The sequence below is a fragment of the Butyricicoccus sp. OF27-2pH9A genome (assembly GCF_027693185.1).
Lineage (GTDB): Bacteria > Bacillota > Clostridia > Oscillospirales > Butyricicoccaceae > Agathobaculum > Agathobaculum butyriciproducens.
In genome coordinates this window covers 13,992-40,921 of the sequence record NZ_JAQEXK010000010.1, presented here as the reverse complement: position 1 = coordinate 40,921, position 26,930 = coordinate 13,992, and the positions used below count along the sequence as shown (strand labels likewise).

Genomic DNA, 26,930 nt, shown 5'->3' with positions numbered 1-26,930 from the left:
GGGAGACACCCGCGGGTTCTACCCTCTTAACTCCCGTTTCCCTTTATTTCTTAGTCTGGCGCAAACCAGAGACCGGCGACCTCTTCGATAATGGGGAACGGCAGAGGATTTTTTCTTCCGTATCTTTCTCAACCTGTTCGCAGGGTCAGATAGTATTCTGCTACACAGACCGGAAAGTCTGCGCAGGCGCGACACAAGGTGAATTGCCCGTAGGGCAAGAGAGGGTCCCCTGGGGGATAACAGTGTCGCGCAACTCTTTGGCGCGTTGTACCGCACGGCACCTGCGGATTAGGCATTTGGTACAATTTATCCTCGTAGGTGCTGTCTATCATAACGCGCTAACGAGTTGCGCGGCACGGTTATGCCGCGCCTGCGTAGAGTAGCTCGTCTGTGTAGCAGAACGGTATCCAGCACTGCGTATAGGTTTCGGCATGGGAGCACACTGTGCTCCCCTACGGAAGAAAAAATCCTCTGCCGTTCCCCATATTTCGGAGCGGTCACATATCGGTAATCTGCACCAGGCTATCCAAGGGAAAGGGGTGATTCTCAAGAGGGTGGAAACCGCAGGTGTCTACCCTCTTGTGCGCCCGCGCGGCGTCAGCGCAGATTCCCTCGCTTCGCAAGCGCCCCACTCCCGATGAGCATATAATCAAGATTGACAAATACCCGCAAAAAGGGTATACTAATCTTACCTGCGGGTATGGCGGAATTGGCAGACGCGCCAGATTTAGGTTCTGGTGTCCTCGACGTGCAGGTTCAAGTCCTGTTACCCGCACCAGCAAAAAAACGCTGTGGAATCTCTCCACAGCGTTTTTCTTTTGCCGATTTTTACTTGGACAGCTTGCTCTGTGCCTTCTGCTCAAAGCGCTCCTTGGCTACGATGGCGCGCTGGTGCGTGCCTTCACCGATCAGGCCTGCCTCATCGTATGCGGCAACCTTGAAGGTAAGCATCTTGCCGTTCGGCGCGATCTCGGTCAGCTCGGTCTCGATGCGGACTTCCATGCCCTCCGGCGTAGCGGCAACGTGGCTTACGTTTACCAGCGTGCCGACCGTGGTCTTGCCCTCTTCCAGCTCACCGGCTACACTGCCTGCAGCAGTGTTCTCGATGGCTGCAATCATCATCGGGGTTGCAAACACGGATACCAGACCGCTGCCGACATTGCATGCCAGCTGATCCCTGGTTACGGTAAACTTCTTCTCGCCCTTAATACCAACCTGCATTGGAATCTCTCCTTTTTTCTATAGTAAGGTAAATTACTTTCTGCGGATCTCAGTCATGCCGCCCATATACGGCTGCAGCGGCTTCGGGATTGCAACCGAGCCGTCCTCACGCAGGTTGTTCTCGAGGAATGCGATCAGCATACGCGGAGGTGCAACAACGGTGTTGTTCAGCGTGTGTGCGAAGTACAGCTCCTTCGGATTCTCCTTGCTGCGGACACGGATGCCCAGACGGCGAGCCTGTGCGTCGCCAAGGTTGGAGCAGGAGCCGACCTCGAAGTACTTCTTCTGACGCGGAGACCATGCCTCTACGTCGCAGGACTTAACCTTCAGGTCAGCCAGGTCGCCGGAGCAGCACTCGAGCGTGCGAACCGGAATGTCCATCGAACGGAAGAAGTCAACCGTGTTCTGCCACAGCTTGTCATACCACATCTTGCTCTCTTCCGGCTTGCAGACAACAACCATTTCCTGCTTCTCGAACTGGTGAATACGGTATACGCCGCGCTCCTCGATGCCGTGTGCGCCGACTTCCTTACGGAAGCACGGAGAGTAGCTGGTCAGGGTCTGCGGAAGGGTTTCCTCATCGTTGATGGTGTCGATGAACTTGCCGATCATGGAGTGCTCGGAGGTACCGATCAAGTACAGGTCCTCGCCCTCGATCTTGTACATCATGTTCTCCATTTCCTTAAAGGACATAACGCCCTTAACGACATCACCGTGGATCATGAACGGCGGAATGTAGTAGGTAAAGCCGCGGTCGATCATGAAGTCGCGTGCGTAGGACAGGATGGAGGAATGCAGACGGGCAATATCGCCCTTCAGGTAGTAGAAGCCGTTGCCGGAGGTGCGGCGTGCAGCATCGAGGTCGATGCCGTCGAAGGACTCCATAATATCAACGTGATACGGAACCTCGAAATCCGGAACGACCGGATCGCCAAACTTCTCAATCTCAACATTCTCGGAGTCGTCCTTGCCGATCGGAACGGACGGGTCAATGATGTTCGGGATGACCATCATACGGTTCTTGACTTCCTCAGCGAAGGTCTTTTCATCCTCCTCGAGCTTGGTCATCTCATCGGCCATTGCCTTAACCTCGGCCTTGATCTTCTCGGCTTCTTCCTTCTGGCCCTTTGCCATCAGACCGCCGATCTCCTTGGACTTCTTGTTGCGCTGTGCACGCAGCTCGTCACAGCGGGTCTTGGCTGCACGGTACTTCGCGTCAAACTCGATGACCTCGTCAACCATCGGGATCTTCTCGTCCTGGAACTTCTTCTTGATGTTTTCCTTTACCGCATCCGGATTGGTGCGGACAAATTTGATATCCAGCATTGTTTCTATATCTCCTTTTACATTATATACATATTATTCTGCCGTGTCGTTCGGCTCTGCATCCTGCGCTTGCTCAACCTGCTCCAGTGTCGCTTTGGCCGACTGGAACAGTTTGCTGATGTTCTCATCAAAGCCATCCTCGCTGCTGCCCAGCAAACGCTCCTCGCTGTATTTCGTCAGCATTTCGTCGTAGGTCTTGCGGGCATCCGCGGTCTGCTTAGCCGCCAGAGAAACGCCGATCTGCGCAAGGTACTGGTACACCTCACGCTCCTCCATACGCCGCTCGGTCGCGCCGACTACATCGGTTGCCGCCTGCTCACTGTCGAGCGTCTTGCGCACCTTATCCAGTGCAGTATTCTGCATGTCGTACTGCTTCTGCAAATCTTCCACTTTCTGGGTTGCGCCCTGTGCCACGGTCTGCTGCTGTGTCAGCTGCGAGCTCAGGTTTTTGACCTGCTTGTCCGCACGCGACTGCGCCACATAGCTGATCAGAATCAGCGCAATTGCTACAGAAAACAGTCCGACGATATAAAAGGTCAGCGTGGTGCGGCTGAGCTTTTTCTCCGGTTTGTTCTGTTCCGGCTGCTTATTCTGCTCGTCCATTGCTTGCCTCCTTTATACACGCAGGTTTCGGAGTGCTTCACTGAGCCGCTCCAAATCTTCTGCGCCGTAATATTCCAGCGTCAGCTGGCCGCTGTGCTTGCCCTGCTGAATGCTGATCTTGCGTCCGAGGACGCCCTCCAGCTCCTTCTCCAGCTCGGCAATGTAGTCCACGGAAACCTCAGGCGGCTGCTCAAGCTTTTCGACCGGTTTTTTGTTCATGCGCTTGGCCAGCGCCTCCGACTGACGGACCGACAGGCCGACCATCTGTCTGGCTGCCTCTACGCGCTTATCCTCCTCGTTTACCGCAAGGACTGCCCGCGCGTGACCGCCGGAGATTTCGCCTTCGCTGACCATCGTACGCACCTCGGTCGGCAAAGCCAGCAGACGCAGTGCATTTGCTACCGCCGAACGTGACTTGACCACGCGCTTGGAAACCTGCTCCTGCGTCAGTCCAAACTGCTTCATCAGACGCTCATAACCTTCGGCTTCTTCGATCGGGTTCAGGTCCTGCCGCTGCAGATTTTCGATCAACGCCAACTCCATGACCTCGTCTTCCTCGGCCTCAATCACCATCGCAGGAATATCTTCCAAGCCTGCCTGACGTGCTGCACGCCAACGGCGCTCACCTGCAATGATCTGGTAGTAGCCGTCCTTCTCGCCCTTGCGCACTGTGATTGGTGTGATGACGCCGTGCAGGCGAATGCTCTCTGCCAGCTCGTCCAGAGATACCTGATCAAAGGCCTTCCTCGGCTGATCGGGATTCGGCTCGATTTTTGCCAAAGGCAGTTTTTTTGTGCCGTTATCCAGACTTTCTTCCATCAAATCGCTGGTATCACTGCCGAAAAGGTTGGACAAGCCGCCTCCCAGACCCATTTTTGCGCCTGCCATCAGCTTCTCCCCTTTCGGTCATTTTTCTTCAGAATCTCGTCCGCAAGAGCCAGATAAGCCTCTGCGCCGCGGCACATTCTGTCGTAAGCTGTTATGGGCTTGCCGTGGCTGGGTGCTTCGCTCAGGCGTACGTTACGCGGCACAACAGCCGAAAATACCTCGCCTGGGAAGTGCTTTTTCACTTCCTCAACCACCTGAATCGACAGATTGGTGCGTCCGTCAAACATAGTCAGCAGCACGCCTTCCATCACCAGCTTGCGGTTGAGCGCCTTCTTTACCATGCGCACGGTCGTCATCAGCTGACTCAGACCTTCGAGCGCGTAATACTCGCACTGCAACGGCACCAGAAAGCTGTCGGCTGCACACAGGCAGTTGAGAGTCAGCAGACCGAGTGACGGCGGACAGTCGATAAATACATAGTCGTAATCGTCCTTCACCTGATCGAGTACGTTTTTCAGACGATACTCTCGGTCGGACATTCCAATCAAATCCAACTCAGCGCCCGCCAGATTAACATTTGCGCCCAGCAGATCAACCCACTTAGTCGATACGATAGCGCTCTTGACATCCGGTTGGTCGGCTACGATCAGGTCGTAAATCGAAGTTTCCAGTGAGCGCGGATCCACGCCAAAACCGGAGGTTGCATTGCCCTGCGGATCGAAATCACACAGCAGAACGCGCTTTTCGCGCTCCGACAACGCTGCCGCGAGGTTGATAGCGGTTGTAGTTTTTCCCACGCCGCCCTTTTGATTGGCAAACGCGATAATCTTCCCCATAGTCATTTCCTCTCGTCCATGGTTTTTTTCTACGGATTTCATTATATCACATTGCACTTTTAATTGCAAAGCAATCGCAGTATTTTTACAGCTGTTTCACGTGAAACATCAAGTATTTTGCCGTTTTATAGGATACAACTGGTAAATCAGCCGGCTTTTGTTTCACGTGAAACAAAAGAGAGCCGTTCGGCTCTCTTACCTTATTATATATATGTATATAATATATATGCGTTACACACTTTCCAATCTGCACACACTCTTATCCAGCAGTGCCGTCCGTAATAAACAATAAAAACCGTTGGGAAACACTGTCATGTTGCCCCTGTATAGGCTAAACCGCATGTGTAGCCGTACGTTATCTGTGAACTGCGAATCGTTTACGAAAGCCACGTAAGAGTAACCCGACTGCCGTTCCCCTTTTCGCAGCGATCGCCGCTCTCCGATTTTCGCCGTGCTATCTAAGGGGAAAGGGGAGAAAATCAGAGGGTGGTACTCATTTAATCCGCGCACGGCGCGGAAAAAAGGTTTAGTGGCCTACGGGCAAACCTTGGTGTCTACCCTCTTGTGCGCCCGCGCGGCATCAGCGCAGATTCCGTTTGCTTCGCAAGCAACTATCCCATGTTTCACGTGAAACAAAATCCGCCCTCCTGTGGAACAAAAGTGTTTCACGTGAAACATCAGCTCTTTGCGTGCGGAATATTGATTGTCAGCGTAATTCCATCCTCGTTTTCCTGCCGGTCTACGGTTGCACCGATTCCGGCATCCACCATTACGCCGACCGCCCGATTGAGCGTATTCAGGAAAAAACGCACATCCTTAATAAGCCGCACAACATTATCCTTATGCGGCGGCTCCGCTAACTCCGGATGCTTTTTCTGCTCCAGCAGGTTCTCGATGTACTCCTCCGATCGGCTGACGTTTAATTCGTTCTCGATAATATAGTGCGTTGCGTTCATCCGTTCCTCATCATCATGCAGACGCAGCAGACAGCGCGCGTGCCGCTCTGTAAGGTTCGCACTGCGAATCAATTCCATATTTTGCGGAGAAAGCCGCAGCAGACGCAGCTTATTCGCCACCGCAGACTGTGTTTTCCCCACTTTGCGCGCGGCTTCCTCCTGCGTCAGTCCGTACTGATCAATCAGACGCTTGAAACCGTAGGCTTCCTCGAAAAAGTCCAGATCACGCCTTTGCAGGTTCTCCACGAGCGCAATCGCCGAGGAATCTTCGTTATCCGCCGCAATCAGCAGACACGGTACGTCGTTGAGCCCCGCAACACGCGCAGCGCGCAGTCTCCTCTCCCCTGCCACCAGCTCGTAACCGCCTCCGGGCGCACGCCGTACGGTCAGCGGATTGAGTACGCCGTACTGCCGAATGCTCTCTGCCAGCTGCGCAATTGCCTCCGGATCAAAATATTTCCTCGGCTGATTGGGATTGCGCGCAATCTCACTCACACGAATACGCCGCAGCGTGCGATCCTCTTTGCCGGAAACCAGCGTTAATACAGACATCATGGTTAACCACTCTCCAATTCGTCTTATTCGTTCATTTTATTCGCGCTTATCTCTGCCGCACCACCAGCAGAATGTCGCCCTCGGTAATAGATTACCATATAATTACATATTGACAAGTAAAATCGACCGCGTAATCTGCAAAATTCAACGAAAATATGACAAATTATATCTGATATCTATAATTTTTCCCTATTTTCGGGCAAAAAATACCCTCTGTAATTTTCCGTACAGAGGGGTACTTTCCGTATATTTCTCGCCTGATTTACAGCGGCGAAGTCTGTATTTTCTTGAAGCGGCGCGGATACTTTTCCGGTGTTTCCTGCGTTTTCTGCAGGCGCACGATGGCGCGGGAAACCTCATCGAACGGCACAGTGTAGTGCAGCACTTCAGCGTCCGGCGCACCGAGAATCGTGCGGGCGTTTGCCGCTGCTTCGACTTCCTCTGTGCAGTCCTCGGCCTTCATGGCAAGGAACGCACCGCCGACCTTGACCATCGGCAGCGCAAGTTCACTCAGCACGCGCAGATCGGCTACCGCACGCGACACCGCAAGATCAAACGTGCCGCGGTTGTCTCTGGCGTAATCCTCCGCACGGGCATGCACCGCCGTAACGTTGGTCAGGCCCAGTTCAGCGATGACCTCATTTAGAAAATCAATGCGCTTGCGCAGTGCATCGAGCAGCACAAACTCGGTCTGCGGGCACAGAATCGCCAGCGGCATGCCCGGAAAACCGGCTCCCGTTCCCACATCGAGCACGCGTCCATCCTGCGGCATATACGGTGCAAGTGCCGCGCAATCGAGGAAATGCCGGGTCACGATTTCGGTCGGATCGGTAATGGCAGTCAGATTCATAACCTTGTTTTTCTCGCGCAGAATCTCGGAATAACGCAGTAAGTTGTCCGCTGCAGACGGACACTCTGCGACGCCCAGCTCGCGCAGACCGGCGGTCAAAAGCTCGCGTTCGGTCATGCCTTTTCCTCCTTTTTATGGGTCTCGATGTAGATCATCAGCGCCGTGATATCCGCCGGTGAAACGCCCGAAATACGGGCCGCCTGACCGAAATTCAACGGCTTGACGGCGTTCAGTTTCTGGCGTGCCTCCAGTCGCAGCGAGTCCACCTCGTTGTAGTCCAGATCGAGCGGCAGCGGGCGGCTCTGCAGCTTACGGTACTGCTCCACATCACGCATCTGGCGCTCGATATAGCCCGCGTATTTGACGCGAATTTCCACTTGCTCACGGATAACAGCAGGCAGCTCCGGACGCTCAGGATCGAACATTGCAAGGTCCGCATAGCTGAGTTCCGGACGGCGCAGCAGGTCGATCAGCTTACAGCCCGCCTTGAGCGGTGTGGAGTTTTTGCCCGCAAGAAAGCCGTTCAATTTATCGCTCGGCGCAACGCCGACCGAGGCTGTGCGGTTGATCTCTGCCTGCACGGCTTCGTACTTTTTACGTACTTTCTCTCCGCGTTCCGGCGGATTTAAGCCAACTCGAACACCAATCGGCACCAGACGCTCATCTGCGTTATCCTGCCGCAGAAGCAGGCGGTATTCCGAGCGTGAGGTCATCATGCGGTAGGGTTCGCTCGTGCCGCGCGTCACCAGATCGTCGATCAGCGTACCGATGTAGCCGTCCGCACGGTCGAGTACAAGCGGCTTCTCACCCTTGATTTTGAGCGCAGCATTGATGCCCGCAACCAGTCCCTGCGCAGCCGCCTCCTCATAACCGGACGAGCCGCAGAACTGGCCTGCGCCGTACAGTCCGGGCACCTTTTTCGTCTCGAGCGTCGGCCGCAGCTCCAGCGGGTCGATGCAGTCATACTCGATGGCGTACGCCGGCCGCATAATCTCCGCGTTCTCCAATCCCTTGACCGAGCGCAGCATCTCCCGCTGCACGTCGAACGGCATGGACGACGAGAAGCCCTGCACATAGACCTCCTCGGTGTCCAGACCCATCGGCTCAAGGAACAGCTGGTGGCGCGGCTTATCCGCAAAGCGCACCACTTTGTCCTCGATAGACGGACAATAGCGCGGTCCCACGCCCTCAATCTGGCCGCCGTACAGCGGCGAACGGCTCAGATTTGCGCGGATGATTTCATGTGTTTTCGCGGTCGTGTAGGTCAGATAACACACCGCGCGATTGTCCGGCGGGTGGTCGGTATCGAACGAAAACGGGATGATCTCATCCTCACCGGCCTGCTCCGCCAGATCGGTATAATTAATTGAACGGCGATTGATGCGCGGCGGCGTACCCGTCTTAAACCGCTGCAGCCGCAGTCCCAGACCGCGCAGTGACTCGGTGAGCGGCTTGGCTGCCGCCATGCCGTCCGGACCGGATTCGCGGGTGTACTCGCCGATGATAACGCGTCCGCCGAGGAATGTGCCGGACGCAATGACAGCCGCCTTGACCGGATGGCATGCACCGATAGCGGTAACAACCGCAGAAACGGCACCGTTCTCCACCTCAACGGACACGATCTCGTCCTGCATGAGAAACAGGTTTTCCTGCCGCTCAAGCGTGTGCTTCATATACTCTCTGTATTTAATACGGTCGGCCTGTGCACGCAGCGAGTGCACTGCCGGTCCCTTGCCGCGGTTGAGCATGCGGTACTGAATGCAGGCCGCGTCAGCCGCACGCGCCATCTCACCGCCGAGCGCATCTATCTCGCGTACAAGGTGTCCCTTGGCTGTGCCGCCGATCGCCGGATTGCATGGCATATTGCCTACGGCGTCCAAATTGATCGAAAAACACGCTGTTTTTGCACCCAAACGTGCTGCAGCCAGTGCCGCCTCAATACCGGCATGACCGGCGCCGATCACCGCTACATCAAAACTCTCCGCCGGAAAAACCGTCATTGGCGCTCTCTCCCCTTTCAAAAAAATCCTGTGATTTCGGTTGTGTGAAACCTGTGCGTAATTGTTGATAACTCTGTGGATACTGTTGATAACTTGTGAGTTTTTGACCACAATATTATACTTAATGTTTTATTTATAAATTATTATTACATATAGTTGTTAAATATAGGGCATTTTTTTTAGTTATCCACTATATTTCGTATGCCGCCCGCAGAAAGCTGTGCACAAGGCAAATTCCCCGCTTTTTTCCTGCGGACATACAGTATATATCATACACGATTTCAGCATAAAATAAAAGAGGACGTTTGCACAGATTGCAAACGTCCTCTCTGAATTTTAAGTGCAATTTCTCTTAATAACAGCTGCAGCAGCATCACTTTCCGACGCAGAAGTCGCTGAAAATGCGGGTAACGACCGCATCGGTCACGGTTTCGCCGGTGATCTCGCCCAGTGCGGTAATCGCGCCCTCGGCATCCATCACGACCGCATCCGGCGTCATACCGGATTGCGCCGCATACAGCGCCGCTTCACAGCGTTCGGCAGCACGCGCCAGCGCCGCCGCCTGTCTTGCGTTGGTGATGAGCGCACCGTCAAACGCGCCGTCTCCCAGACCCACGGTTCGCGGAATAAGATTGAGCAGCTTATCCAGTCCGTCACCGGTTTTCGCAGAAAGCGGCACGATGTGCAGGAAGTGCTTCTTGAGCAGCTTTTCATCCAGCTGCTGCGGCAGATCGACCTTGTTCACAACCGCGATCGCGCGGTGGCCTGCCGAGCGTGCCAGCACGAGCATATCCTCGTCGCTGATGGGCTTGGAGCCATCAAACACAGCCAGGATGAGCGAGGAAGCCGAAGCCTCCGCCATCGCCCGGTCAATGCCCGCCTGCTCGACCGGATCGTCCGTGTTGCGCAGACCCGCCGTATCGGTCACGCGAAGCAGAATCTGTCCGACCTTGACATTCTCCTCGATGAGATCGCGGGTCGTGCCCGGAATATCAGTCACGATCGCCCGCTCGCGACCGAGCAGCGTGTTCAGCAGCGTGGACTTGCCCGCGTTCGGTCTGCCGAGGATGACGCACGGTACGCCTTCTCTAAGAATACGGCCGCGCTCGTAGCTTTCCGCCATGCTGTACAGACGGCTTGTTGTGCGGTGCAGCAGCGCCGCCGCGTCCTCGAACAGCACCGGATCAATGTCCTCGTCCGGGAAATCCACGACCGCGTGAAAATGCGCCACCATGCCGAGCAGCTCATCGCGCATCTGCTGCACGGGAGAGCCGACCGCGCCCATGACCTGTGCCGCCGCATTCTGCGCCGCCTCAGCGGTACGCGCGGTGATCAGATCATGCACGGCTTCGGCCTCAGAAAGGCCCATTTTGCCGTTTAAGAAGGCGCGGCGAGTAAACTCACCTGCCTCTGCCTGCCGCACGCCCTGCGCGAACAGAGCGTCCAGACCGGCACACAGCACGGCTGTCGAGCCGTGGCACTGCAGCTCCGCCATCGTTTCACCCGTATAGGTGTGCGGTGCGTGCAGCGCGACAGCGTAGCAGCAGTCGATCACATTGCCGGACTTGTCCGTCAGCGTGCCGTAAACCAGCTTCTGCGAGGGTGCTTCCGTAAGCGGCTTGCCGTTCTTCGCCTGAAAAACGGCATTTATCGCTTCGATTGCGCGTTCACCCGACACGCGGATCAAACCGATCGGTCCGCCGGAGGAGGAAATTGCGGCAATCGTATCGTTCATAACGAATACCCCGATTTAACCGCGGTCACGGTTGCGATAGCTGTTATCCGGCGCAATAACAACGCGGCGACCCGGCTCGGTGCCGGTCGAATAGGTGGTCACACCGTTGAATTCCTGCAGCGCGGCATGGATAATGCGGCGCTCATACGGGTTCATCGGCTCGAGCGTCATGGAACGATGCGCCTTAACGACCTTCATCGCCATCTTGCGGGCCAGACGCTCCAGGCTTTCCGCGCGCTTCTCGCGGTAGTTTTCGGTATCGACAGACAGACGAACGTGCTCATCCAGTGCGTTATTCAGCACCAGAGAGCCGAGGTACTGGATGGCATCCAGCGTGTCGCCGCGGCGGCCGATGATCGGGCCCATATCCGGACCGGAAATCTCCAGACGGAGCTGGTCGCACTCTACCTGCGGCAGGGTCTTAACCTGACCCTCAACGCCCATCTTTGCCAGCAGACCGGTTACAAAATCGGTAGCCAGCTTTTCCGCCTGCTGCATGCCTGCTTCGGAAACCGGGATCAGCTCACGCTCCTTGGGAACGGACGGTGTGATCGGACGGTCCTCACGCGGGCGGCGCGGACGGCGGTCACGGCCATTGCGGTCGCCGCGGTCACGGCGCGGACGGTCGCTGCGCTCACGGCGCGGCGGACGCTCAAACTCCAGCTTTTCCGGTACAAAGTCTGCCGGAGCAGCCTTTACCAGACGCGGCGTGTTATCATCCGTGGTGATGGACAGCTTCTGCGGCTTCTCTGCGGGTTTCTCCTGCTTCGGAGCCGGCTTTTCTGCCTTGACAACAGGCTTCTCCTGCTGCTTGGGTTCGGTCTTGGGCGCAGGCTTGCGCTCCTCCTTCTTAACCTCCGGCTTTGCCGCCGGAATGTCCGGTGCTTCGTAGGTTACGCGCACGCGTGCCGGCGTTGCGCCGATACCCAGAAAGCCCTTTTTGCCGATCTCGAGTACCTCTACCGATACGTCGTCACGCTCCAGACCGAGCTGCTTGAGAGCATTCTCGACTGCTGCGTCACGGTTTTCACCGGTAGCCTCAAAAAACTTCTGCATGATTTACTTGTCCCCCTTTTTGTTCTTTGCGTTCTGGGACTGCTGCTTCTGTGCAGCCTTGTGTGCTTCACGCTTGGCCTGCTTCTCTGCCTCGATGCGGGCAGCCTCAGCAGCCTGCTTGGCCTCCTGCTTGCCGCGGAGCGTCTTGGTGAGGATGATCTCCTGTACGCAGGTAAATACGTTGTTGAAGATCCAGTAGATGCCGATCGCACCCGGAAGAATGAACGCAAAGTACAGCGACATCAGCGGCATCATAAAGTTGAGCATCTTCATCTGACCTGCTGCCGCAGAGTTCTGCGTGCCCTGCATCTTCTGCATGATGTAGGAGGACAGGAATGCGGTCAGACCGGACAGGATCGGAATGATCCAGATAATGCTCGGATGAGAGATAGACGGCGTATCAGCCAGATTCAGACCAAAGAAGTGGAAATCCAGCGGGAAAATGGTCTCGCCGCTCTGCAGGCAGTTGGTAACAGCATCCGAGAAATGGCCGCTTCCGTCCACGAAAGCGTTCAGCTTCTCGGCGATCAGGATCTGAACGGTGTAGTTTGCGCCCGCAAGCTGATCCAGACCGATCATCTGCGCCAATGCGATAACTGTCTCGCGGCTCAGGCCGACGATGTACTGCAGCGGCTGCTGAACCGCGTAGTACAGACCCATCATGATCGGCAGCGGGATGAGGTTGGGCAGACAGCCGCTCATCGGGCTGACGCCGTGCTTCTCATACAGCTTCTGCATCTCCTCGTTGAGCTTGACACGGTTGTTCGCGTACTTCTTCTGCATCTGCTGGAGCTCGGCGTTCATCGCGCTCATGGCGAGCATACTCTTCTTGCTCTTGATGGTCAGCGGGATGCAGACCAGCTTTACCAGCAGCGCGAACAGGATAACGGCGATACCGTAGTTCTGCACGATGCTGTACAGCCACTGCAGCAGCAGGCCGAACGGTCGAACGATCAAAATACCGAACAGCTTCGGATCTTTGATCAGGTTAGAAAGTTGATCCAGGGTCATAAAAACCTCCATGTTAAATTGTAAAACGACACAGTGAAAAGGATTTTGCAAAGCAAAATCCTCACTTTACCGCCGTAAGGCAGTATAAAACATGATCCCGTTCCTATTATGGAACCGGATCATAGGGTCCTCTCTTAGAGAAAGGATTGCAGCGGCAGATGCGCTTAAACGCCAGCCAGCCGCCCTTAATCGCGCCGTATTTCTCGATGGCCTCGATCGCGTACTGCGAGCAGGTCGGGATATACCGGCAGCAGGGCGGTTTGTTTGGAGAAATATACCGGCGATAAAACCGGATCATCGCCAGCAGCAGCCGCTTCATGTCCGAGCTGCCGCAACCTTGTTGTCCTTCAAGGCGCGCAGCAGCGATTTTTCGATTTCCTGATAGCTTGCGCCTACGGCCCGTACCCGTGCGACCAGCACAAGGTCGATGCCGTCGGCAAATTTGTCCTCGTTGAGACGGTACGCCTCACGAAACAAACGCTTGATGCGGTTTCTTTTCACCGCACACGCCAGCTTGGCACTGACGGTGAGTCCCAGCCGGTTGTAGCCGAGCTTGTTCCTGCGGCAGTAGATCACAACGTGTTTTCCTGCCGTGGACACGCCACGATGATACAATCGGCGGAATTCGTGGTTTTCCTTTAAGGATACTGTTTTTTTCATCTTCTGATGCTCCCGTTTTTTCCTGATGCCCTCGAAAAAAACGTATTTTTTCTTTGCATCTGATGGTTTGCAAAGCTGATTTTACTGTTTCGTTCGTTTCGGTCAGTAAAATCCGAACCTGAATACCGTATTTTCGCTGCATGGACTGCACCCTAAACAGGGTGACACCGCTCCAGACAGCGATTGCTTGAGTGGTGTTGCCCGTAAACGAAAAAACGAGCCGCACGAATGCGGCTCGTTACGAACTCTTTTGCGCCGCTGGCGCGAATTTTCAGGAAGTCTGAATACTTCCTTTACAGGCTGTCATTAAGCAGACAGCTTAGCGCGACCCTTAGCGCGACGGCGTGCAAGTACCTTGCGGCCGTTGGACGTGGACATACGCTTACGGAAGCCGTGCTCCTTGGAGCGCTGACGCTTCTTCGGCTGGAACGTTCTCTTCATAACTTTGTGCACCTCCCTGTTCTAAAATTTACAGATGGGCACCGGCATAGGTCCGGCGCAAGACGCGGGCATATGCCGCTGCCTGTCTGCATAATAGGATACGATATTTATTATCCTATATAGGTTCGATTTTGTCAAGCATTTTTTCCGACCCTCGGAATGGATTTCAGCAGTTTGCACAGGTTGTCAACATGTTGTGGATAAGTAGAAGCATCTGCTCAATGTCTTGCGTAATCACGGTTTTCGGCAATCTGTGGATTTTCGGATTTTCGCGGAAAAGCCGCCAATTTTCGATGAATTTTTGCATAAATTCCGCAGTTTTCATAAAAAACGCCGTGCATTTTTTCAAACCGGCTTTAATTTTCGATTATTTCGACGCAAAAAACGCCGATTTTTTTTAATTCTGCGAAGTAAATAAACCGGTTCGACTGTTCAAAATCATGCTGCCGCGCGGCACGCCGCCGGACAGTTATCCACATCGACGCATTGAACTTGTGGATAAAATATGCTATTATAAAATAGAATCATTATCGACAGGAGGCGCCCTATGGCAAACAATATATTGGAGATGGCGCTCGAGCAGCTGGACTTCCCTCCTTCCACCATTTCCGCTTGGTTTGACGACGTAACGGTCGTTTCCTTTGGGGATAATCGGCTGGTGCTGCACTCTCCGGTACCCTTTAAGAAAGAATTTATCGAGTCCAAATTTATCGCTCCTCTGCAGGAGGTGCTGCACAACCTGACCGGCGACCCGATCACGGTCGTTGTAGTGACCGGCGAATACACCGCGCCGAGCACGAGCACTTCTCCGTATGACGACTACACATTTGAGCGTTTTATCGTTGGTTCGAGCAACAAATTCGCGCATGCGGCTGCACTTGCGGTTTCGCAGCGCCCGGCGGCAGAGAACAACCCGCTCTTCATCTACGGCAACTCAGGTCTGGGCAAAACGCATCTGATGTATGCGATCGCAAACGTGCTGCGCCGCACCCATCCGGAATACCGCATTATATATGTAAAGGGTGAGGATTTCACCAACGAGCTGATCACCGCCATCCAGGAAGGCAACGTACAGGCGTTCCGCAACAAGTACCGCATGGTTGACCTGCTGCTGCTGGACGACGTGCAGTTCATCGCCGGCAAGGAGCGCACGCAGGAAGAATTTTTCCATACCTTTAACGCGCTTTATGAGGCAAAAAAGCAGATCGTGCTCACTTCTGACCGTCCGCCGAAGGAAATCAACACGCTCGAGGACCGCATGAAGACCCGTTTTGAATGGGGTCTGCTGGCTGATATTCAGCCGCCTGATTTTGAGACCAGAATCGCCATTATCCGCGATAAAGCGGTCAAAATGGGCGTTGAACTGCCCGATGACGTATCCAACTACATTGCAGAGAATATTCAGGCAAATATTCGCCAGCTCGAAGGCGCAGTCAAAAAAATCAAGGCCATGCACGAGCTGATGGGCGAACGCATCACGGTTTCGCTCGCGGAAAACGCGATCGACGCACTGCGCACCGAGAATCCGGGTCTCAATCCGACACCGGAGCGCATTATGGAAGCGGTAGCGAACTACTTCTATATCCCGGTCGAGCAGATGATCTCGCAGAACCGCTCCAAGGATGTGGCCTACCCGCGGCAGATGGCGATGTACATGATCCGGCAGGAGCTTGAATACTCCTTCCCCGATATTGCAAAGATATTCAAACGCGACCATACCACCGTCATGCACGCCTGCAACAAGATCGAGGAGGAGCGCAAGAACTCCCGTGAGACCGAGGACGTCATCAAAAAGCTGCATAATAATATCCGCGGCGACGGCTGATCTTTGCCGTGCATTCGTGCAAAACGGCTTTTCCACAGTCTAAAAATGCACAGTTCAGTTATCCCCAGCCATCCTGTGGATTCCACATGGATAACTCTGTGGATAAATAACGGGGTTATTTTCGCTGTGTATCGTTTATTTTTTCATCCACAACCTCCTGTGTACGACATTTCCCGCGCCATACCTGAGGATTTTTGGGTTTTCCCCAATTTCCCCAGGTACTACTACGAATACTATATCCTATCCTTCTGTTATGTGTGATCTTTCGAGTCTCTGGCGACGCAGGCCAGAAGCTGTTCGCCCACTGCGGACATGGTCATTAGATGATGTGTGCAATCGCACAGTATTCGCTGGTGTATATTTATAAATATGCAAACACTGCATAAATCGACTCTTTTTTTATTTCCAGTTCTGAGAGGAGCAACTATGAAGTTTTCCTGTGAAAAAGAAACCCTGCTGAATCTGCTCAACATCGCCTCCCGCGCAGTAACCGGCAAAAGCTCGATGCCGCTGCTCGAAGGTCTGCTGCTGGCAGCCGATGCAGATACCCTGACCATCACCGGCTACGACCTGTCCATGGGCATTCGCACGACCGCTCAGGTCGATGTGGTAGAACCCGGCAGAATCGTACTGAATTCCCGTCTGTTCTGCGAAATCGTGCGCAAGCTGCCGCAGGACGTAGTCTACCTTGAGACCGACGACAAGCTGATGACCACCATCAAGTGCGGCCGTTCGGTATTCAACCTGATGGCCAGCGAGGCCGACGAGTATCCGGCTCTGGCTGATGTGGCCAGCGACAAGGGGCTTTCTCTGCCGCAGCCCATTCTCAAGAGCATGATCGCGCAGACCATTTTCTCGGTTTCGGACAACGAATCCAAGCCCATCCATACCGGCTGCCTGTTTGAAATCGAAGGCAACCGTCTGAACGTCGTGGCCGTTGACGGCTACCGCCTGTCTGTACGCCGCGAGACCGTCGAGGGCGTTCCCGGTGATATGAAGTTTGTTGTGCCGGGCGCGTCCCTGCGCGAGATCGAACGAATTCTGGGCGATGATGACGATATTGTCGAGATTTTTCCGGATTCCAAGAACATTTTGTTCCGCATCGGCGGCACGACTCTCATTACCCGTCTGATCGACGGCGAGTTTCTCAACTACCGTGCAGCCATTCCGAAGGAGTTCGAGCACGAGGTTTCGGCGGATCGCCAGGAGCTGATCCAGTGCATCGAGCGTGTCTCCCTGATCGTGTCGGAAAAGCTGAAAAACCCGATCCGCTTCCATTTTGACGGCTCGTATGTGCAGATGTCGTGCGTGACCGCGATCGGCAAGAGCTATGACGAATGCCCGTTTGACGGCTCGATCGAGAACCTTGAGATCGGCTTCAACAATCGCTACATTCTGGAGGCGCTGCGCGCGGCCGGCGATGAGCAGGTGAAGCTGCAGCTCAAGGGCGCACTCAACCCGATGATCATTTCGCCGATGGAAGGCGATAAATACACCTATCTTGTACTGCCTGTGAGACTGAAAGCCAATGACTGAAATTAAAATTGAAACCGAATTCATCAAACTTGATGCACTGCTCAAATTTGCAAACCTGGTAAGCTCCGGCGGCGAAGCGAAGATCCGCATTGCCGAGGGCGAAGTGCTGGTAAACGGCGAAATCTGCACCATGCGCGGCAAAAAGCTGCGTTCCGGTGATACGGTGGAGCTGGACGGCGCGAAGGTCTGCATCAAATAAAATAAACACTGCGTACGATAACGAACGCAATTTTGTGTGTTCGTTATTGTACAAATCGTCTGATATGGAGAAGCCCATGTACATCAAGTCGTTAAAACTGCAGAATTTCCGCAACTACGCGGACGAATCGTTTGCGTTCGATCCGGCGGTCAACCTGATCTGCGGCGAAAACGGACAGGGCAAAACCAACCTGCTCGAAGCGGCAGCGGCCTGCTCGACCATGCGGCTGTTCCGCACGGCCCAGAAAAAAGAGGGGCTGCGGTTCGGAGAGAATCATGCTTTCATCTTTGCGGATTTTCTCGCGCAGGAGCGCGATGTTTCGCTTGAACTGCGGTTTTCCCGCACCAAAGCGATGGAAATCTACAAAAACGGTGTGCGGCAGAAACGCCAGTCGGACGCACAGGGACTGCTCAAAACCGTGCTGTTCTGCCCGGAGGATCTGATGCTCGTCCGTGCCGGAGCGGCGGCTCGCCGCCGATTTATCGATACCGCGCTGTGCCAGATGCGGCCCAACTACGCACGCTATCTCGAGGAATACAACCGTCTGCACGAGCATAAAACGCGCATTCTGCGCGACAGTGAAGAAAAGCCTTCCCTGCTCTCCATGTGGGAGGATTTCTCGCTTCGCATGGCGCATATCGGCGCGCAGATTATCCGCTACCGCGCGTACTACTGCCGTAAGCTGCTCAGGGCTGCGGCCGCCGTCTATGCGGATATTGCGCCGCACGAGGTGCTCTCCGGTGTATATAAGACCGTGTCGAGTGTCAGCGACCCGTTTACAGACGCACGGACGATCGAAAAGCAACTCATCGACCATGCGTTCAGCCATAAGACCGCTGAGATTGCAGCAAAAAGCTGTCTCTCCGGTCCGCATAAGGACGATTTGGAGCTGTTACTGGATGGCCGCAGTGCCGCTTCCTTCGGCTCTCAGGGACAGGTGCGGACCTGCACATTATCGCTTAAACTCGCCGAGCGTGAGCTGTTCTTCGACGAGGACGGCGAGTATCCGGTGCTGCTGCTCGACGATGTGCTCAGCGAGCTTGATCGCCGTCGTCAGGACTTTGTGCTCAACCGCATATCGGCGGGTCAGGTCATGATCACCTGCTGCGAGGACGGTATCTCGGAAAAACTGCGTGCAGGCGCGGTTTTCCATATCCAAAACGGCAAAAAATCCGCAGAAACACACTGAAATCACATATTTTTACAAACTATTGCACGGCGGGAACAGATACCACCTCGAAATTCCCTGCCGTGCCCTTGTTTTCTTTCAAAAAAACAGAGAAATATTTGTTTTTCCTTAGGTTTAGGGTACACAATTAGTGAAAAAAGTGGTATAATTAAATCTAGTTAGTAATTAGAAATTGGGGTGTCGCGCACCGCGCGATTATTGAAACGGATAGAAAATCCGCAGGACTTTAATTACGCATTACTAATTTCTAATTATTCCGGAGGAATAGAATGTATTTACATTTAGGTCAGGACTACATCGTGCCCTTGCAGAGCGTAGTTGCGGTGTTCGATATGGACACGGCGACCGCATCCAAGCGCACGCGCCTGCTGCTCGAACGCCTGCAGGACGAGGGACGGATCATCGAGCTGTACGACGATCTGCCGCGCGCGGCTGTGCTGTGCGAAAACGCCCTCGGTGAGACCCTGTACCTGACGCAGCTTTCTCCGCAGGCTATTCAAAGACGTGCGGAAAAGGGCTACGCCGTTTGATAATTGAAAATTGAGAATGGGTAATGGAGAATGAAGGTTCGGCGCGGTGCGCTGTGATTTAATAAAAGCATAACCGCGCAAGGATAGAGGCATTTTCCATTTTCAATTCTCAATTATTTTGTTCCCGCAATTTCTGGAAAGGAAATTTAACGATATGAGTGAAGAAATCGAAATCAAGGACGAAGTGCTCGACCTGAAGGTTACCGAGACCTATGATGAAAATCAGATTCAGGTACTCGAAGGCTTAGAGGCTGTCCGCAAACGCCCGGGTATGTACATCGGCTCTACCTCGGCACGCGGTCTGCACCATCTGGTGTACGAAATCGTCGATAACTCGATCGACGAGGCGCTGGCAGGCTACTGCACGCACATCGAAGTTACGATTGAAAAGGGCGATATCATCCGCGTTGCCGATAACGGCCGTGGTATTCCCTGCGGTATTCACCCGCAGATGGGCATCCCAACGCTCGAGGTTGTACTCACCGTCCTGCACGCAGGCGGCAAGTTCGACGGCTCCGGCTACAAGGTATCCGGCGGCCTGCACGGCGTTGGCTCGTCCGTTGTAAACGCGCTGTCTGACTGGCTGGAGGCCGAGGTACGCGATGGCCATACCAAGCACTACATGCGCTTTGAGCGCGGTGTAACGACCGTCAAGATGCGCGATACGCCGTGTGAGAGCGAGACCGGCACGACCATCCGCTTCCACGCGGACCCGGAGATCTTCGAGACTACGGTCTACGAATACGATGTACTCGAAAAGCGTCTGCGCGAGCAGGCGTTCCTGAACGCCGGACTCAAGATCACGCTGCGCGACGAGCGCGACGATGAGCCGGTCGAGGAGGTCATGCACTACGAGGGCGGTATCCGTCAGTTCGTGGAGCACCTCAACCGCACGAAGACGCCGCTGCACGATCAGGTGATCTACATGGAGGGCAGCCGCGATACCTCGATGGCCGAGGTTGCCATGCAGTATACCGACAGCTACAGCGAGCTGATGCTGTCCTTTGCCAACAACATCAACACCACCGAGGGCGGCACGCACGAGACCGGCTTTAAGGCCGCTCTTACCCGTGTACTCAACGATTACGGCAAGAAATACAAGCTGCTCAAGGACGATGAGTCCTTCAAGGGCGAGGACGCGCGTGAGGGTCTGACCGCGATTATCTCGGTCAAGCTGCAGGAAGCGCAGTTCGAGGGCCAGACCAAGACCAAGCTGGGCAACAGCGAAATGCGTGCGCTGGTGGACGCGATGGTTTCCGAGAAGCTGATGACCTTCTTTGAAGAGAACCCGCAGGTGGCCCGCACCATTATCGAAAAGGCGCAGACCGCCGCGCGTGCCCGCGAGGCTGCAAAGAAGGCGCGCGAGATGACCCGCCGCAAGTCTGCACTGGATTCGGCTTCCCTGCCGGGCAAGCTGGCGGACTGCATTGAAAAGGACCCGACCTACACCGAAATCTACATCGTCGAGGGTGATTCCGCAGGCGGCTCCGCCAAGGAAGGCCGCGACCGCCGTCATCAGGCGATCCTGCCGCTGTGGGGCAAGATGCTGAACGTCGAAAAAGCGCGTCTCGACCGTGTTTACGGCAACGACAAGCTGACTCCGATGATCACCGCGTTCGGCGCAGGCTTCGGTGATGATTTTGACCTCGCAAAGCTGCGTTACGGCAAGATCATCCTGATGGCCGATGCCGATGTGGACGGCAGCCATATCCGCACCCTGCTGCTGACATTCTTCTTCCGCTTCATGCGCCCGCTGATCGAACACGGCCATGTGTTCATCGCGCAGCCGCCGCTGTTCAAGAACGAAAAGGGCAAGGATGTCCGCTACACCTACACCGAGGAGCAGCAGCGCGACTGCATCGCTGAAATGGGCGACAATGTGCGCGTACAGCGCTACAAGGGCCTCGGCGAGATGGATCCGCAGCAGCTGTGGGAGACCACTATGGACCCGGAGCATCGTACACTGCTGCAGGTTACGATGGAGGACGCGGCAGCCGCCGATGAAACCTTTGCGCTCCTGATGGGCGAAAAGGTAGAACCCAGACGCGAATTTATCGAGCGAAATGCAAAATATGTAATGAATTTGGACGTATAAGGGAGAAAACTATGCTGTTTTTTGAAAATGATTACGGTTATGGCGCACACCCCAAGGTTTTAGAACATCTGGCACAGACGAATATGGAGCCGGTTTCCGGCTACGGCAACGATAAATTTACCGCTTCGGCGGCAGAAAAGATCAAAAAAGCGGCGGACTGCCAGGACGCTCAGGTGTATTTTCTGACCGGCGGCACACAGACCAACATGGTCGTCATTGATACGCTGCTCCGTCCGTATGAGGGCGTTGTGGCGTCCTCCTGCGGGCATGTGAATACGCATGAAGCCGGCGCCATCGAGTCCACCGGACACAAGGTGCTGACCGTTCCGCATAAGAACGGCAAGCTGGATGCGGACGATCTCCGCGAATATGTTCAGACCTTTTACGCGGACGCAAGCCATGACCATATGGTATTTCCCGGCATGGTGTACATCTCCCATCCGTCTGAATACGGCACGCTTTACACGAGAAACGAGTTGGAGCGCATTTCTGCCGTTTGCAAGGAGTTTGCCATGCCGCTGTTTCTGGATGGCGCACGCCTCGGCTACGGCCTCACGGCGGATACCGATGTGACGCTGGCAGACATCGCAAAGCTCACTGATGTGTTCTACATCGGCGGCACCAAATGCGGCGCACTCTGCGGCGAAGCCGTTGTGTTCACGCACGGAAATATGCCGCGCCAGTTTGTCACGATGGTCAAGCGCCGCGGCGCAATGATCGCCAAGGGCCGTCTGAACGCGCTGCAGTTCGACGCCCTGTTTACCGACGGTCTGTACGAGAAAATCTGCGCACCGGCGGTCAAACTCGCCATCAAGCTGCGCGATGGGCTCAAGGCCAAGGGCTATCGCTTCGCGATCGAGTCCCCCACCAACCAGCAGTTCATCATTGTAGAAAACAGCAGACTGCCTGAACTGAAAACCAAGGTAGTTTACAGCTTTATAGAGAAATATGACGCGGAGCATACGGTCATCCGTCTGGCGACCAGCTGGGCGACGACCGAGGAGCAGGTGGACGAGCTTCTCAGTATCCTCTAAGCGATAAAAACAGTCGTTTTCGGCTGAAAGCCAACACTTTTGGAGGCAAAATTAAAATATGAGTCAAGAATACGAACAGCAGAAAATCATGCAGGTCGATCTCGAACGCGAGATGAAGAAAAGCTATATCGACTATGCAATGAGTGTTATTGTCGGCCGCGCGCTGCCTGATGTGCGCGACGGCCTCAAGCCGGTACACCGCCGCATCCTGTACGCCATGTACGAGGACGGCCTGACCTCGGATAAGCCCTACCGCAAGTCGGCAACGACCGTCGGTAATGTGCTCGGCCGCTACCATCCGCACGGTGACGCATCGGTTTATGACGCGATGGTGCGTATGGCGCAGCCGTTCTCGCTGCACTATCCGCTGATCGACGGTCACGGCAACTTCGGTTCCGTGGACGGCGACCCTCCGGCAGCTTACCGTTACACCGAGGCCCGCATGGCCAAGCTGGCAAACTACATGCTGGCGGATATCAAGAAAAACACGGTCGATTTCCAGCCGAACTTCGATGAGGAGCGCCAGGAGCCGGTCGTACTGCCTTCCCGCTTCCCTAACCTGCTGGTGAACGGCTCGTCCGGTATCGCGGTCGGCATGGCGACCAACATCCCGCCGCATAATCTTTCCGAGGTCATCGACGGCACCTGCTATGTCATCGACCATCCGGAAGCCGAGATGGACGAGATCTGTCAGTTTATCAAGGGCCCGGACTTCCCGACCGGCGGCGTTATCATGGGCCGCAGCGGCATCCGTGCGGCTTATGCAACCGGCCGCGGCAAGATTAAGGTTCGCGCAAAGACCGAAATTGTTGATCTGCCGAACGGAAAGAGCCAGATTATCATCACCGAGATTCCGTACATGGTCAACAAGGCGCGTCTGGTCGAGTCCATGGCAAATCTCGTCAAGGATAAGCGCGTGGAGGGTATCACGAATATCCAGGACCATTCCTCGCGTGAAGGCATGCAGATTGTGGTCGATATCCGCCGTGACGCGAACGCGCAGGTCATCCTCAATCAGCTGTTCACCTACTCTCAGCTTGAGGATACCATTTCGATGATTCACATCGCGCTCGTGCCGGGTGCGGGCGGCAAGCTGCAGCCGCGTGTGCTGACGCTGCGCCAGATTCTCGATCAGTATATCGGCTTCCAGAAGGACGTTGTCGAGCGCCGCACGCGTTTTGATCTCAAGAAGGCGCGCGACCGTGCACACATTCTGGAAGGTCTCAAGGTCGCAACTGACAATATCGACCGCATTATCGCAATTATCCGTGCCTCCAGGAACGAGGCCGAAGCCAAGGAAAACCTGATGGCGGAGCCGTTCTGGATCGACCAGATTGCGCTGCTCGGCATCGTGGACGGCTCGGAGCACTTCGAGTTCCACCTCGACGAGCCGCAGGCGCAGGCCATCGTAGATATGCGTCTGGGCCGCCTGTCCGGTCTGGAGCAGGAGAAGATCAACGACGAGTATAAGGACCTCGAGAGCCGCATTGCGGGCTTTGAGGAAATTCTGTCGTGCGATGCGAATATTCTTGCTGTTGTCAAGCAGGAGCTGCAGGAAATCAAGCAGAAATACGGCGACGAGCGCCACACCCGCATCGAAAATGTAGCAGATGAGATTGACATTGAGGATCTCATAGAGCAGCAGGACTGCGCCTATACCCTCACCCACTTCGGCTATATCAAGCGCCAGCCGACCTCGGTTTACCGCGCACAGCGCCGCGGCGGCCGCGGTGTTTCTGCGATGAGCACCCGCGAGGAGGACTTCGCGAAGGACATCTTTACGGCCTCCACGCATGATACCATCCTGTTCTTCTCGGACAGAGGCAAGGTATACAAGCTCAAGGGCTATCAGATCCCGGAAACCGGCCGCTCGGCAAAGGGCATGAACATTGTCAACCTGCTGGAGCTTGAAAACGGCGAAAAGATCACCGCCATGTTCCCGATTCAGGAGTTTGCGGACGATAAGTTCCTGTTCTTCGTCACCCGTCAGGGTATTGCAAAGCGTATCGTGCTGAGCGACCTGCAGAACATCCGCCGCGCGGGTCTGCGTGCGCTCAACCTCAACGAGGACGACGCACTGGTTGACGTTCGCCTGACCGACGGCGAGCAGAACATCCTGATCGCCACCCACGAGGGCAAGGCCATCTGCTTTGACGAAAACGAGGTTCGTGCAATGGGCCGTGTGGCTACCGGCGTGCGCGGCATCAAGCTGGCCGAGGGCGATTACGTTATCGGTGCGGCGCGTGCCCGCAAGGACGCATATGTGCTCTCCATCACCGAGAACGGCTACGGCAAGCGTACCCCGGTCGAGGAGTTCACCGTGCATCATCGCGGCGGCGGCGGCATGATGCTGCATAACCTGACCGAAAAGACCGGTCTGGTGGCAGGCATTGCGGTCGTGGACAGCGAAAACGACGTGATGATTATCACCGATGACGGCGTTATCATCCGTACCGGCGTTGAGGAGATCCGCGAATGCGGCCGCGGCTCGCAGGGCGTTATTGTAATGCGCACCGGTGAGGACGTGAAGGTTATCTCGATTGCCCGCACGGACAAGGAGGAGGAAGACCCGGCAGAAGCCGAGGAAGAAACCTCTGAATCCGCTGAAAACGCAGAGTCCACCGAAGCAGCTGAAGAATAAACAGCAAAAGACGAGTCCGTTTGGACTCGTCTTTTTGTGCCTGAAAAACAGAAAAACCGCCTGTAAAGGCGGTTTTTTGACTTATACAGTTTTACGCGGTAGCGACTGCAGTATCCTCGACCTGCTCGTAAACGATGCTGATGATAGACAGCACCACGGTAGCGGTAGCGATGCAGATATGCTGCAGATCGTCGTTGATGCCATGCGGCTTAGTCGAAGTGCGGTAAGCCTCGTGCATCGTGGAAATGCGGTTCACGAGTGTGTCCACGGTCGTGGGCGGAATAATGGGACTTGCCCATTTCTCAAACTTATCTTCGGTCATACGGCGGCGAATTACCAGTGCAACGCGCTTTTCATAAACATAATGTGCGAGCAGATTGTGCTCGTAGATATCGTCGTTGTGCGGGTAGGTGAAAAAGTCGGTCATGTAGTGGCAGATTTCGCCGAGATCGACCGACAGCTCGCGTCCGTTGGTACGCCCGATGGTATACTTGTGCGTAAAAGTGCGGATTTTTTCCATCACCTCATCCATCATAATGGACGGGTTATGGCGTTTGGTGAGGTAAGTACCGGTCAGATCCGGTTTCAGATTGCCGTAAATAAAACCGCTCTGATCAAAGGTCACGCCGCAGGTCTGCTCAACGTAATCCATCAGCAGATTTGCAACGCGAATGTGGGATACGGAATCCATTTATCAGTCCTCCAAGACGGAACATATGTTAATGCTAACAGTAAATATTAAATTAACAATTTCTTAACACCCGAAAAGCATCCTCTCCGCTTTTCACGATTAAAGGTAGTATAGCACACTTTTTGCACATTGTCTCGCTTTTTTGAAAATTGTAACGCAAACAACACAGAATGTTAACAATTTTGCGGATTATCACAATTTAAGTTGCATTAAATTGGTTATCTTGCCCGGTATTGCTCGCTCTTGAATTTGATTTTGCCCTCAAGTGCCTTGCGCAGACGTGCACACATGGCTTCCTTGTCCTGATTGAGCGTGCCCGCCAGATTAACGTAGTTAGACGCGTGATTTGCACGGAAAACACTGCCCTCGGAGTCGATATGCTCGAGCAGGATGAGGGTTTCGTGCGCAATTTCAATCGGGTTCATCAGGTAGAAACGGCCCTCCTGCCAGTCGCGCATGAGCGGCGTCGGCAGCTCAAACAGCAGGGTCAGCAGGCCAATGTACTCCGGCTTCATGCGGGAGAGCGCTTCTGCGGTCTTGATGGCGTGCTCCTCGCTCAGCTCCAGCGAGCCGAGACCCGCAATGCAGGTAACGGACAGCTTCATGCCGGCTTCCTTGACCATCAAACCCGCATGAACGATCTCATCGGCGGTTTCGCCCTTGTTGATGCGGCGCAGTACCTCATCCGAGCCGGATTCCAGACCCAGATAGATCATATCCAGACCCAGATCGTGCAGCATGTTCAAATCTTCCTGCTTTTTGCACAGAATGGACGCCGGAGAACCATAGCTGGTAACGCGCTCGCACTCCGGAAATACCTTCTTGATGTAGCGCAGGATTTCTGCCATGTGCTCGGGACGGCACATCAGCGCATCGCCGTCTGCCAGAAAAATACGGCCGACACGGCGGTATATGCGGCGTGCTTCATCAAAATCAGCCTTGACCTCCTCCAGCTTGCGCACGCGGAAACGCTTTTCCTTGTACATATCGCAGAAGGTGCACTTGTTGTGGCTGCAGCCGATGGTGACCTGCACAATCAGGCTGTATGCCTCAGAGGGCGGACGAAAAACTCTGCCTTCGTATTCAATCATGGGTAAAACTCCTTATTTTAG

24 protein-coding genes and 1 tRNA gene are annotated in these 26,930 nt (G+C 54.7%); 9 read left to right on the top strand and 16 right to left on the bottom strand.

Annotated features, from left to right (window positions below; genetic code table 11):
* The first annotated feature begins 694 nt into the window (after positions 1 to 694).
* A tRNA-Leu gene (locus PG722_RS08875) sits at positions 695 to 778 on the top strand.
* Between the two features lie 50 nt (positions 779 to 828).
* Here the strand turns inward: PG722_RS08875 and PG722_RS08870 are convergent.
* The 14 genes from PG722_RS08870 to rpmH all read right to left on the bottom strand — a co-directional run bounded on the left by PG722_RS08870 (position 829) and on the right by rpmH (position 14,078).
* Positions 829 to 1,221 (bottom strand): thioesterase family protein, encoded by a 393-nt coding sequence (locus PG722_RS08870; RefSeq protein WP_117491156.1) that lies wholly within the window; start codon positions 1,219 to 1,221, stop codon positions 829 to 831.
* 33 nt (positions 1,222 to 1,254) lie between these two features.
* Positions 1,255 to 2,547 carry a serine--tRNA ligase gene (serS, locus tag PG722_RS08865; RefSeq protein ID WP_110435746.1) on the bottom strand — a complete coding sequence of 431 codons (1,293 nt, stop codon included), beginning with the start codon at positions 2,545 to 2,547 and terminating at the stop codon, positions 1,255 to 1,257.
* A 33-nt stretch (positions 2,548 to 2,580) separates the two neighbouring features.
* Positions 2,581 to 3,150 carry a hypothetical protein gene (locus PG722_RS08860; protein ID WP_270580309.1) on the bottom strand — a complete coding sequence of 190 codons (570 nt, stop codon included), beginning with the start codon at positions 3,148 to 3,150 and terminating at the stop codon, positions 2,581 to 2,583.
* 12 nt (positions 3,151 to 3,162) lie between these two features.
* The gene (locus PG722_RS08855; protein ID WP_270580308.1) at positions 3,163 to 4,038 is read right to left on the bottom strand and encodes a ParB/RepB/Spo0J family partition protein; all 876 of its coding nucleotides are present in this window, start codon (positions 4,036 to 4,038) and stop codon (positions 3,163 to 3,165) included.
* A complete protein-coding gene (locus PG722_RS08850; protein ID WP_110435749.1) occupies positions 4,038 to 4,814 on the bottom strand; it encodes a ParA family protein in 777 nt (258 codons plus the stop codon). Before PG722_RS08850 ends, PG722_RS08855 begins: the two co-directional genes overlap by 1 nt.
* A 677-nt stretch (positions 4,815 to 5,491) precedes the next feature.
* The gene (locus PG722_RS08845; RefSeq protein WP_243022086.1) at positions 5,492 to 6,325 is read right to left on the bottom strand and encodes a ParB/RepB/Spo0J family partition protein; all 834 of its coding nucleotides are present in this window, start codon (positions 6,323 to 6,325) and stop codon (positions 5,492 to 5,494) included.
* Between the two features lie 262 nt (positions 6,326 to 6,587).
* Positions 6,588 to 7,292, bottom strand: a complete 705-nt coding sequence (gene rsmG, locus PG722_RS08840; RefSeq protein WP_270580307.1) for a 16S rRNA (guanine(527)-N(7))-methyltransferase RsmG — start codon at positions 7,290 to 7,292, stop codon at positions 6,588 to 6,590.
* The gene (gene mnmG, locus PG722_RS08835; protein WP_270580306.1) at positions 7,289 to 9,175 is read right to left on the bottom strand and encodes a tRNA uridine-5-carboxymethylaminomethyl(34) synthesis enzyme MnmG; all 1,887 of its coding nucleotides are present in this window, start codon (positions 9,173 to 9,175) and stop codon (positions 7,289 to 7,291) included. The genes rsmG and mnmG overlap by 4 nt, the downstream gene beginning before the upstream one ends.
* Positions 9,176 to 9,548: 373 nt before the next feature.
* A complete protein-coding gene (gene mnmE, locus PG722_RS08830; RefSeq protein ID WP_110435752.1) occupies positions 9,549 to 10,910 on the bottom strand; it encodes a tRNA uridine-5-carboxymethylaminomethyl(34) synthesis GTPase MnmE in 1,362 nt (453 codons plus the stop codon).
* A gap of 15 nt (positions 10,911 to 10,925) precedes the next feature.
* A complete protein-coding gene (gene jag / locus PG722_RS08825) occupies positions 10,926 to 11,966 on the bottom strand; it encodes an RNA-binding cell elongation regulator Jag/EloR (protein WP_270580305.1) in 1,041 nt (346 codons plus the stop codon).
* Between the two features lie 3 nt (positions 11,967 to 11,969).
* Positions 11,970 to 12,977: a YidC/Oxa1 family membrane protein insertase gene (locus PG722_RS08820; protein WP_270580304.1), complete on the bottom strand. Its 1,008-nt coding sequence runs from the start codon at positions 12,975 to 12,977 to the stop codon at positions 11,970 to 11,972.
* Between the two features lie 106 nt (positions 12,978 to 13,083).
* Complete coding sequence (yidD, locus tag PG722_RS08815) at positions 13,084 to 13,296, bottom strand: membrane protein insertion efficiency factor YidD (RefSeq protein ID WP_110435755.1); 213 nt, start codon at positions 13,294 to 13,296, stop codon at positions 13,084 to 13,086.
* Complete coding sequence (gene rnpA, locus PG722_RS08810) at positions 13,293 to 13,637, bottom strand: ribonuclease P protein component (RefSeq protein WP_110435756.1); 345 nt, start codon at positions 13,635 to 13,637, stop codon at positions 13,293 to 13,295. The genes yidD and rnpA overlap by 4 nt, the downstream gene beginning before the upstream one ends.
* A gap of 306 nt (positions 13,638 to 13,943) precedes the next feature.
* Positions 13,944 to 14,078, bottom strand: a complete 135-nt coding sequence (gene rpmH / locus PG722_RS08805) for a 50S ribosomal protein L34 (protein WP_110435757.1) — start codon at positions 14,076 to 14,078, stop codon at positions 13,944 to 13,946.
* Between the two features lie 547 nt (positions 14,079 to 14,625).
* Between rpmH and dnaA the strand changes: the two genes are divergently transcribed.
* The 8 genes from dnaA to gyrA all read left to right on the top strand — a co-directional run bounded on the left by dnaA (position 14,626) and on the right by gyrA (position 25,127).
* Positions 14,626 to 15,903, top strand: a complete 1,278-nt coding sequence (gene dnaA, locus PG722_RS08800) for a chromosomal replication initiator protein DnaA (protein ID WP_243022900.1) — start codon at positions 14,626 to 14,628, stop codon at positions 15,901 to 15,903.
* 426 nt (positions 15,904 to 16,329) lie between these two features.
* On the top strand, positions 16,330 to 17,439 hold the full coding sequence (dnaN, locus tag PG722_RS08795) for a DNA polymerase III subunit beta (protein WP_270580303.1): 1,110 nt from the start codon (positions 16,330 to 16,332) through the stop codon (positions 17,437 to 17,439).
* Complete coding sequence (gene yaaA, locus PG722_RS08790) at positions 17,432 to 17,638, top strand: S4 domain-containing protein YaaA (RefSeq protein WP_110435759.1); 207 nt, start codon at positions 17,432 to 17,434, stop codon at positions 17,636 to 17,638. Before dnaN ends, yaaA begins: the two co-directional genes overlap by 8 nt.
* A 64-nt stretch (positions 17,639 to 17,702) precedes the next feature.
* Entirely contained in the window at positions 17,703 to 18,827 is a 1,125-nt protein-coding gene (gene recF / locus PG722_RS08785; RefSeq protein WP_270580302.1) for a DNA replication/repair protein RecF, read from the top strand.
* Between the two features lie 269 nt (positions 18,828 to 19,096).
* Positions 19,097 to 19,357, top strand: coding sequence for an extracellular matrix regulator RemB (gene remB, locus PG722_RS08780; protein ID WP_110435761.1), 261 nt, complete (start codon positions 19,097 to 19,099; stop codon positions 19,355 to 19,357).
* 154 nt (positions 19,358 to 19,511) lie between these two features.
* The gene (gene gyrB, locus PG722_RS08775) at positions 19,512 to 21,452 is read left to right on the top strand and encodes a DNA topoisomerase (ATP-hydrolyzing) subunit B (RefSeq protein ID WP_118360549.1); all 1,941 of its coding nucleotides are present in this window, start codon (positions 19,512 to 19,514) and stop codon (positions 21,450 to 21,452) included.
* Positions 21,453 to 21,463: 11 nt separating this feature from the next.
* Complete coding sequence (locus PG722_RS08770; protein ID WP_270576586.1) at positions 21,464 to 22,486, top strand: threonine aldolase family protein; 1,023 nt, start codon at positions 21,464 to 21,466, stop codon at positions 22,484 to 22,486.
* Positions 22,487 to 22,544: 58 nt separating this feature from the next.
* On the top strand, positions 22,545 to 25,127 hold the full coding sequence (gene gyrA, locus PG722_RS08765; RefSeq protein ID WP_270580301.1) for a DNA gyrase subunit A: 2,583 nt from the start codon (positions 22,545 to 22,547) through the stop codon (positions 25,125 to 25,127).
* A 91-nt stretch (positions 25,128 to 25,218) separates the two neighbouring features.
* Here the strand turns inward: gyrA and PG722_RS08760 are convergent, their stop codons facing one another.
* Positions 25,219 to 25,818, bottom strand: coding sequence for a zinc dependent phospholipase C family protein (locus tag PG722_RS08760; RefSeq protein WP_118360546.1), 600 nt, complete (start codon positions 25,816 to 25,818; stop codon positions 25,219 to 25,221).
* Between the two features lie 218 nt (positions 25,819 to 26,036).
* Entirely contained in the window at positions 26,037 to 26,906 is an 870-nt protein-coding gene (locus PG722_RS08755) for a radical SAM protein (RefSeq protein ID WP_442867841.1), read from the bottom strand.
* Positions 26,907 to 26,930: the final 24 nt, after the last annotated feature.

Bases quoted from the DNA above. Each gene is read 5' to 3' on its own strand.
- rsmG (WP_270580307.1), bottom strand. From the start codon at position 7,292: ATGACCGAACGCGAGCTTTTGACCGCCGGTCTGCGCGAGCTGGGCGTC.
- PG722_RS08845 (WP_243022086.1), bottom strand. From the start codon at position 6,325: ATGATGTCTGTATTAACGCTGGTTTCCGGCAAAGAGGATCGCACGCTG.
- rpmH (WP_110435757.1), bottom strand. From the start codon at position 14,078: ATGAAGAGAACGTTCCAGCCGAAGAAGCGTCAGCGCTCCAAGGAGCAC.
- recF (WP_270580302.1), top strand. From the start codon at position 17,703: ATGGAGAAGCCCATGTACATCAAGTCGTTAAAACTGCAGAATTTCCGC.
- rnpA (WP_110435756.1), bottom strand. From the start codon at position 13,637: ATGAAAAAAACAGTATCCTTAAAGGAAAACCACGAATTCCGCCGATTG.
- mnmG (WP_270580306.1), bottom strand. From the start codon at position 9,175: ATGACGGTTTTTCCGGCGGAGAGTTTTGATGTAGCGGTGATCGGCGCC.
- gyrA (WP_270580301.1), top strand. From the start codon at position 22,545: ATGAGTCAAGAATACGAACAGCAGAAAATCATGCAGGTCGATCTCGAA.
- PG722_RS08855 (WP_270580308.1), bottom strand. From the start codon at position 4,038: ATGGCAGGCGCAAAAATGGGTCTGGGAGGCGGCTTGTCCAACCTTTTC.
- dnaN (WP_270580303.1), top strand. From the start codon at position 16,330: ATGAAGTTTTCCTGTGAAAAAGAAACCCTGCTGAATCTGCTCAACATC.
- yidD (WP_110435755.1), bottom strand. From the start codon at position 13,296: ATGAAGCGGCTGCTGCTGGCGATGATCCGGTTTTATCGCCGGTATATT.
- PG722_RS08820 (WP_270580304.1), bottom strand. From the start codon at position 12,977: ATGACCCTGGATCAACTTTCTAACCTGATCAAAGATCCGAAGCTGTTC.
- dnaA (WP_243022900.1), top strand. From the start codon at position 14,626: ATGGCAAACAATATATTGGAGATGGCGCTCGAGCAGCTGGACTTCCCT.
- serS (WP_110435746.1), bottom strand. From the start codon at position 2,547: ATGCTGGATATCAAATTTGTCCGCACCAATCCGGATGCGGTAAAGGAA.
- jag (WP_270580305.1), bottom strand. From the start codon at position 11,966: ATGCAGAAGTTTTTTGAGGCTACCGGTGAAAACCGTGACGCAGCAGTC.
- mnmE (WP_110435752.1), bottom strand. From the start codon at position 10,910: ATGAACGATACGATTGCCGCAATTTCCTCCTCCGGCGGACCGATCGGT.
- PG722_RS08770 (WP_270576586.1), top strand. From the start codon at position 21,464: ATGCTGTTTTTTGAAAATGATTACGGTTATGGCGCACACCCCAAGGTT.
- remB (WP_110435761.1), top strand. From the start codon at position 19,097: ATGTATTTACATTTAGGTCAGGACTACATCGTGCCCTTGCAGAGCGTA.
- PG722_RS08850 (WP_110435749.1), bottom strand. From the start codon at position 4,814: ATGGGGAAGATTATCGCGTTTGCCAATCAAAAGGGCGGCGTGGGAAAA.
- yaaA (WP_110435759.1), top strand. From the start codon at position 17,432: ATGACTGAAATTAAAATTGAAACCGAATTCATCAAACTTGATGCACTG.
- PG722_RS08760 (WP_118360546.1), bottom strand. From the start codon at position 25,818: ATGGATTCCGTATCCCACATTCGCGTTGCAAATCTGCTGATGGATTAC.
- PG722_RS08860 (WP_270580309.1), bottom strand. From the start codon at position 3,150: ATGGACGAGCAGAATAAGCAGCCGGAACAGAACAAACCGGAGAAAAAG.
- PG722_RS08870 (WP_117491156.1), bottom strand. From the start codon at position 1,221: ATGCAGGTTGGTATTAAGGGCGAGAAGAAGTTTACCGTAACCAGGGAT.
- gyrB (WP_118360549.1), top strand. From the start codon at position 19,512: ATGAGTGAAGAAATCGAAATCAAGGACGAAGTGCTCGACCTGAAGGTT.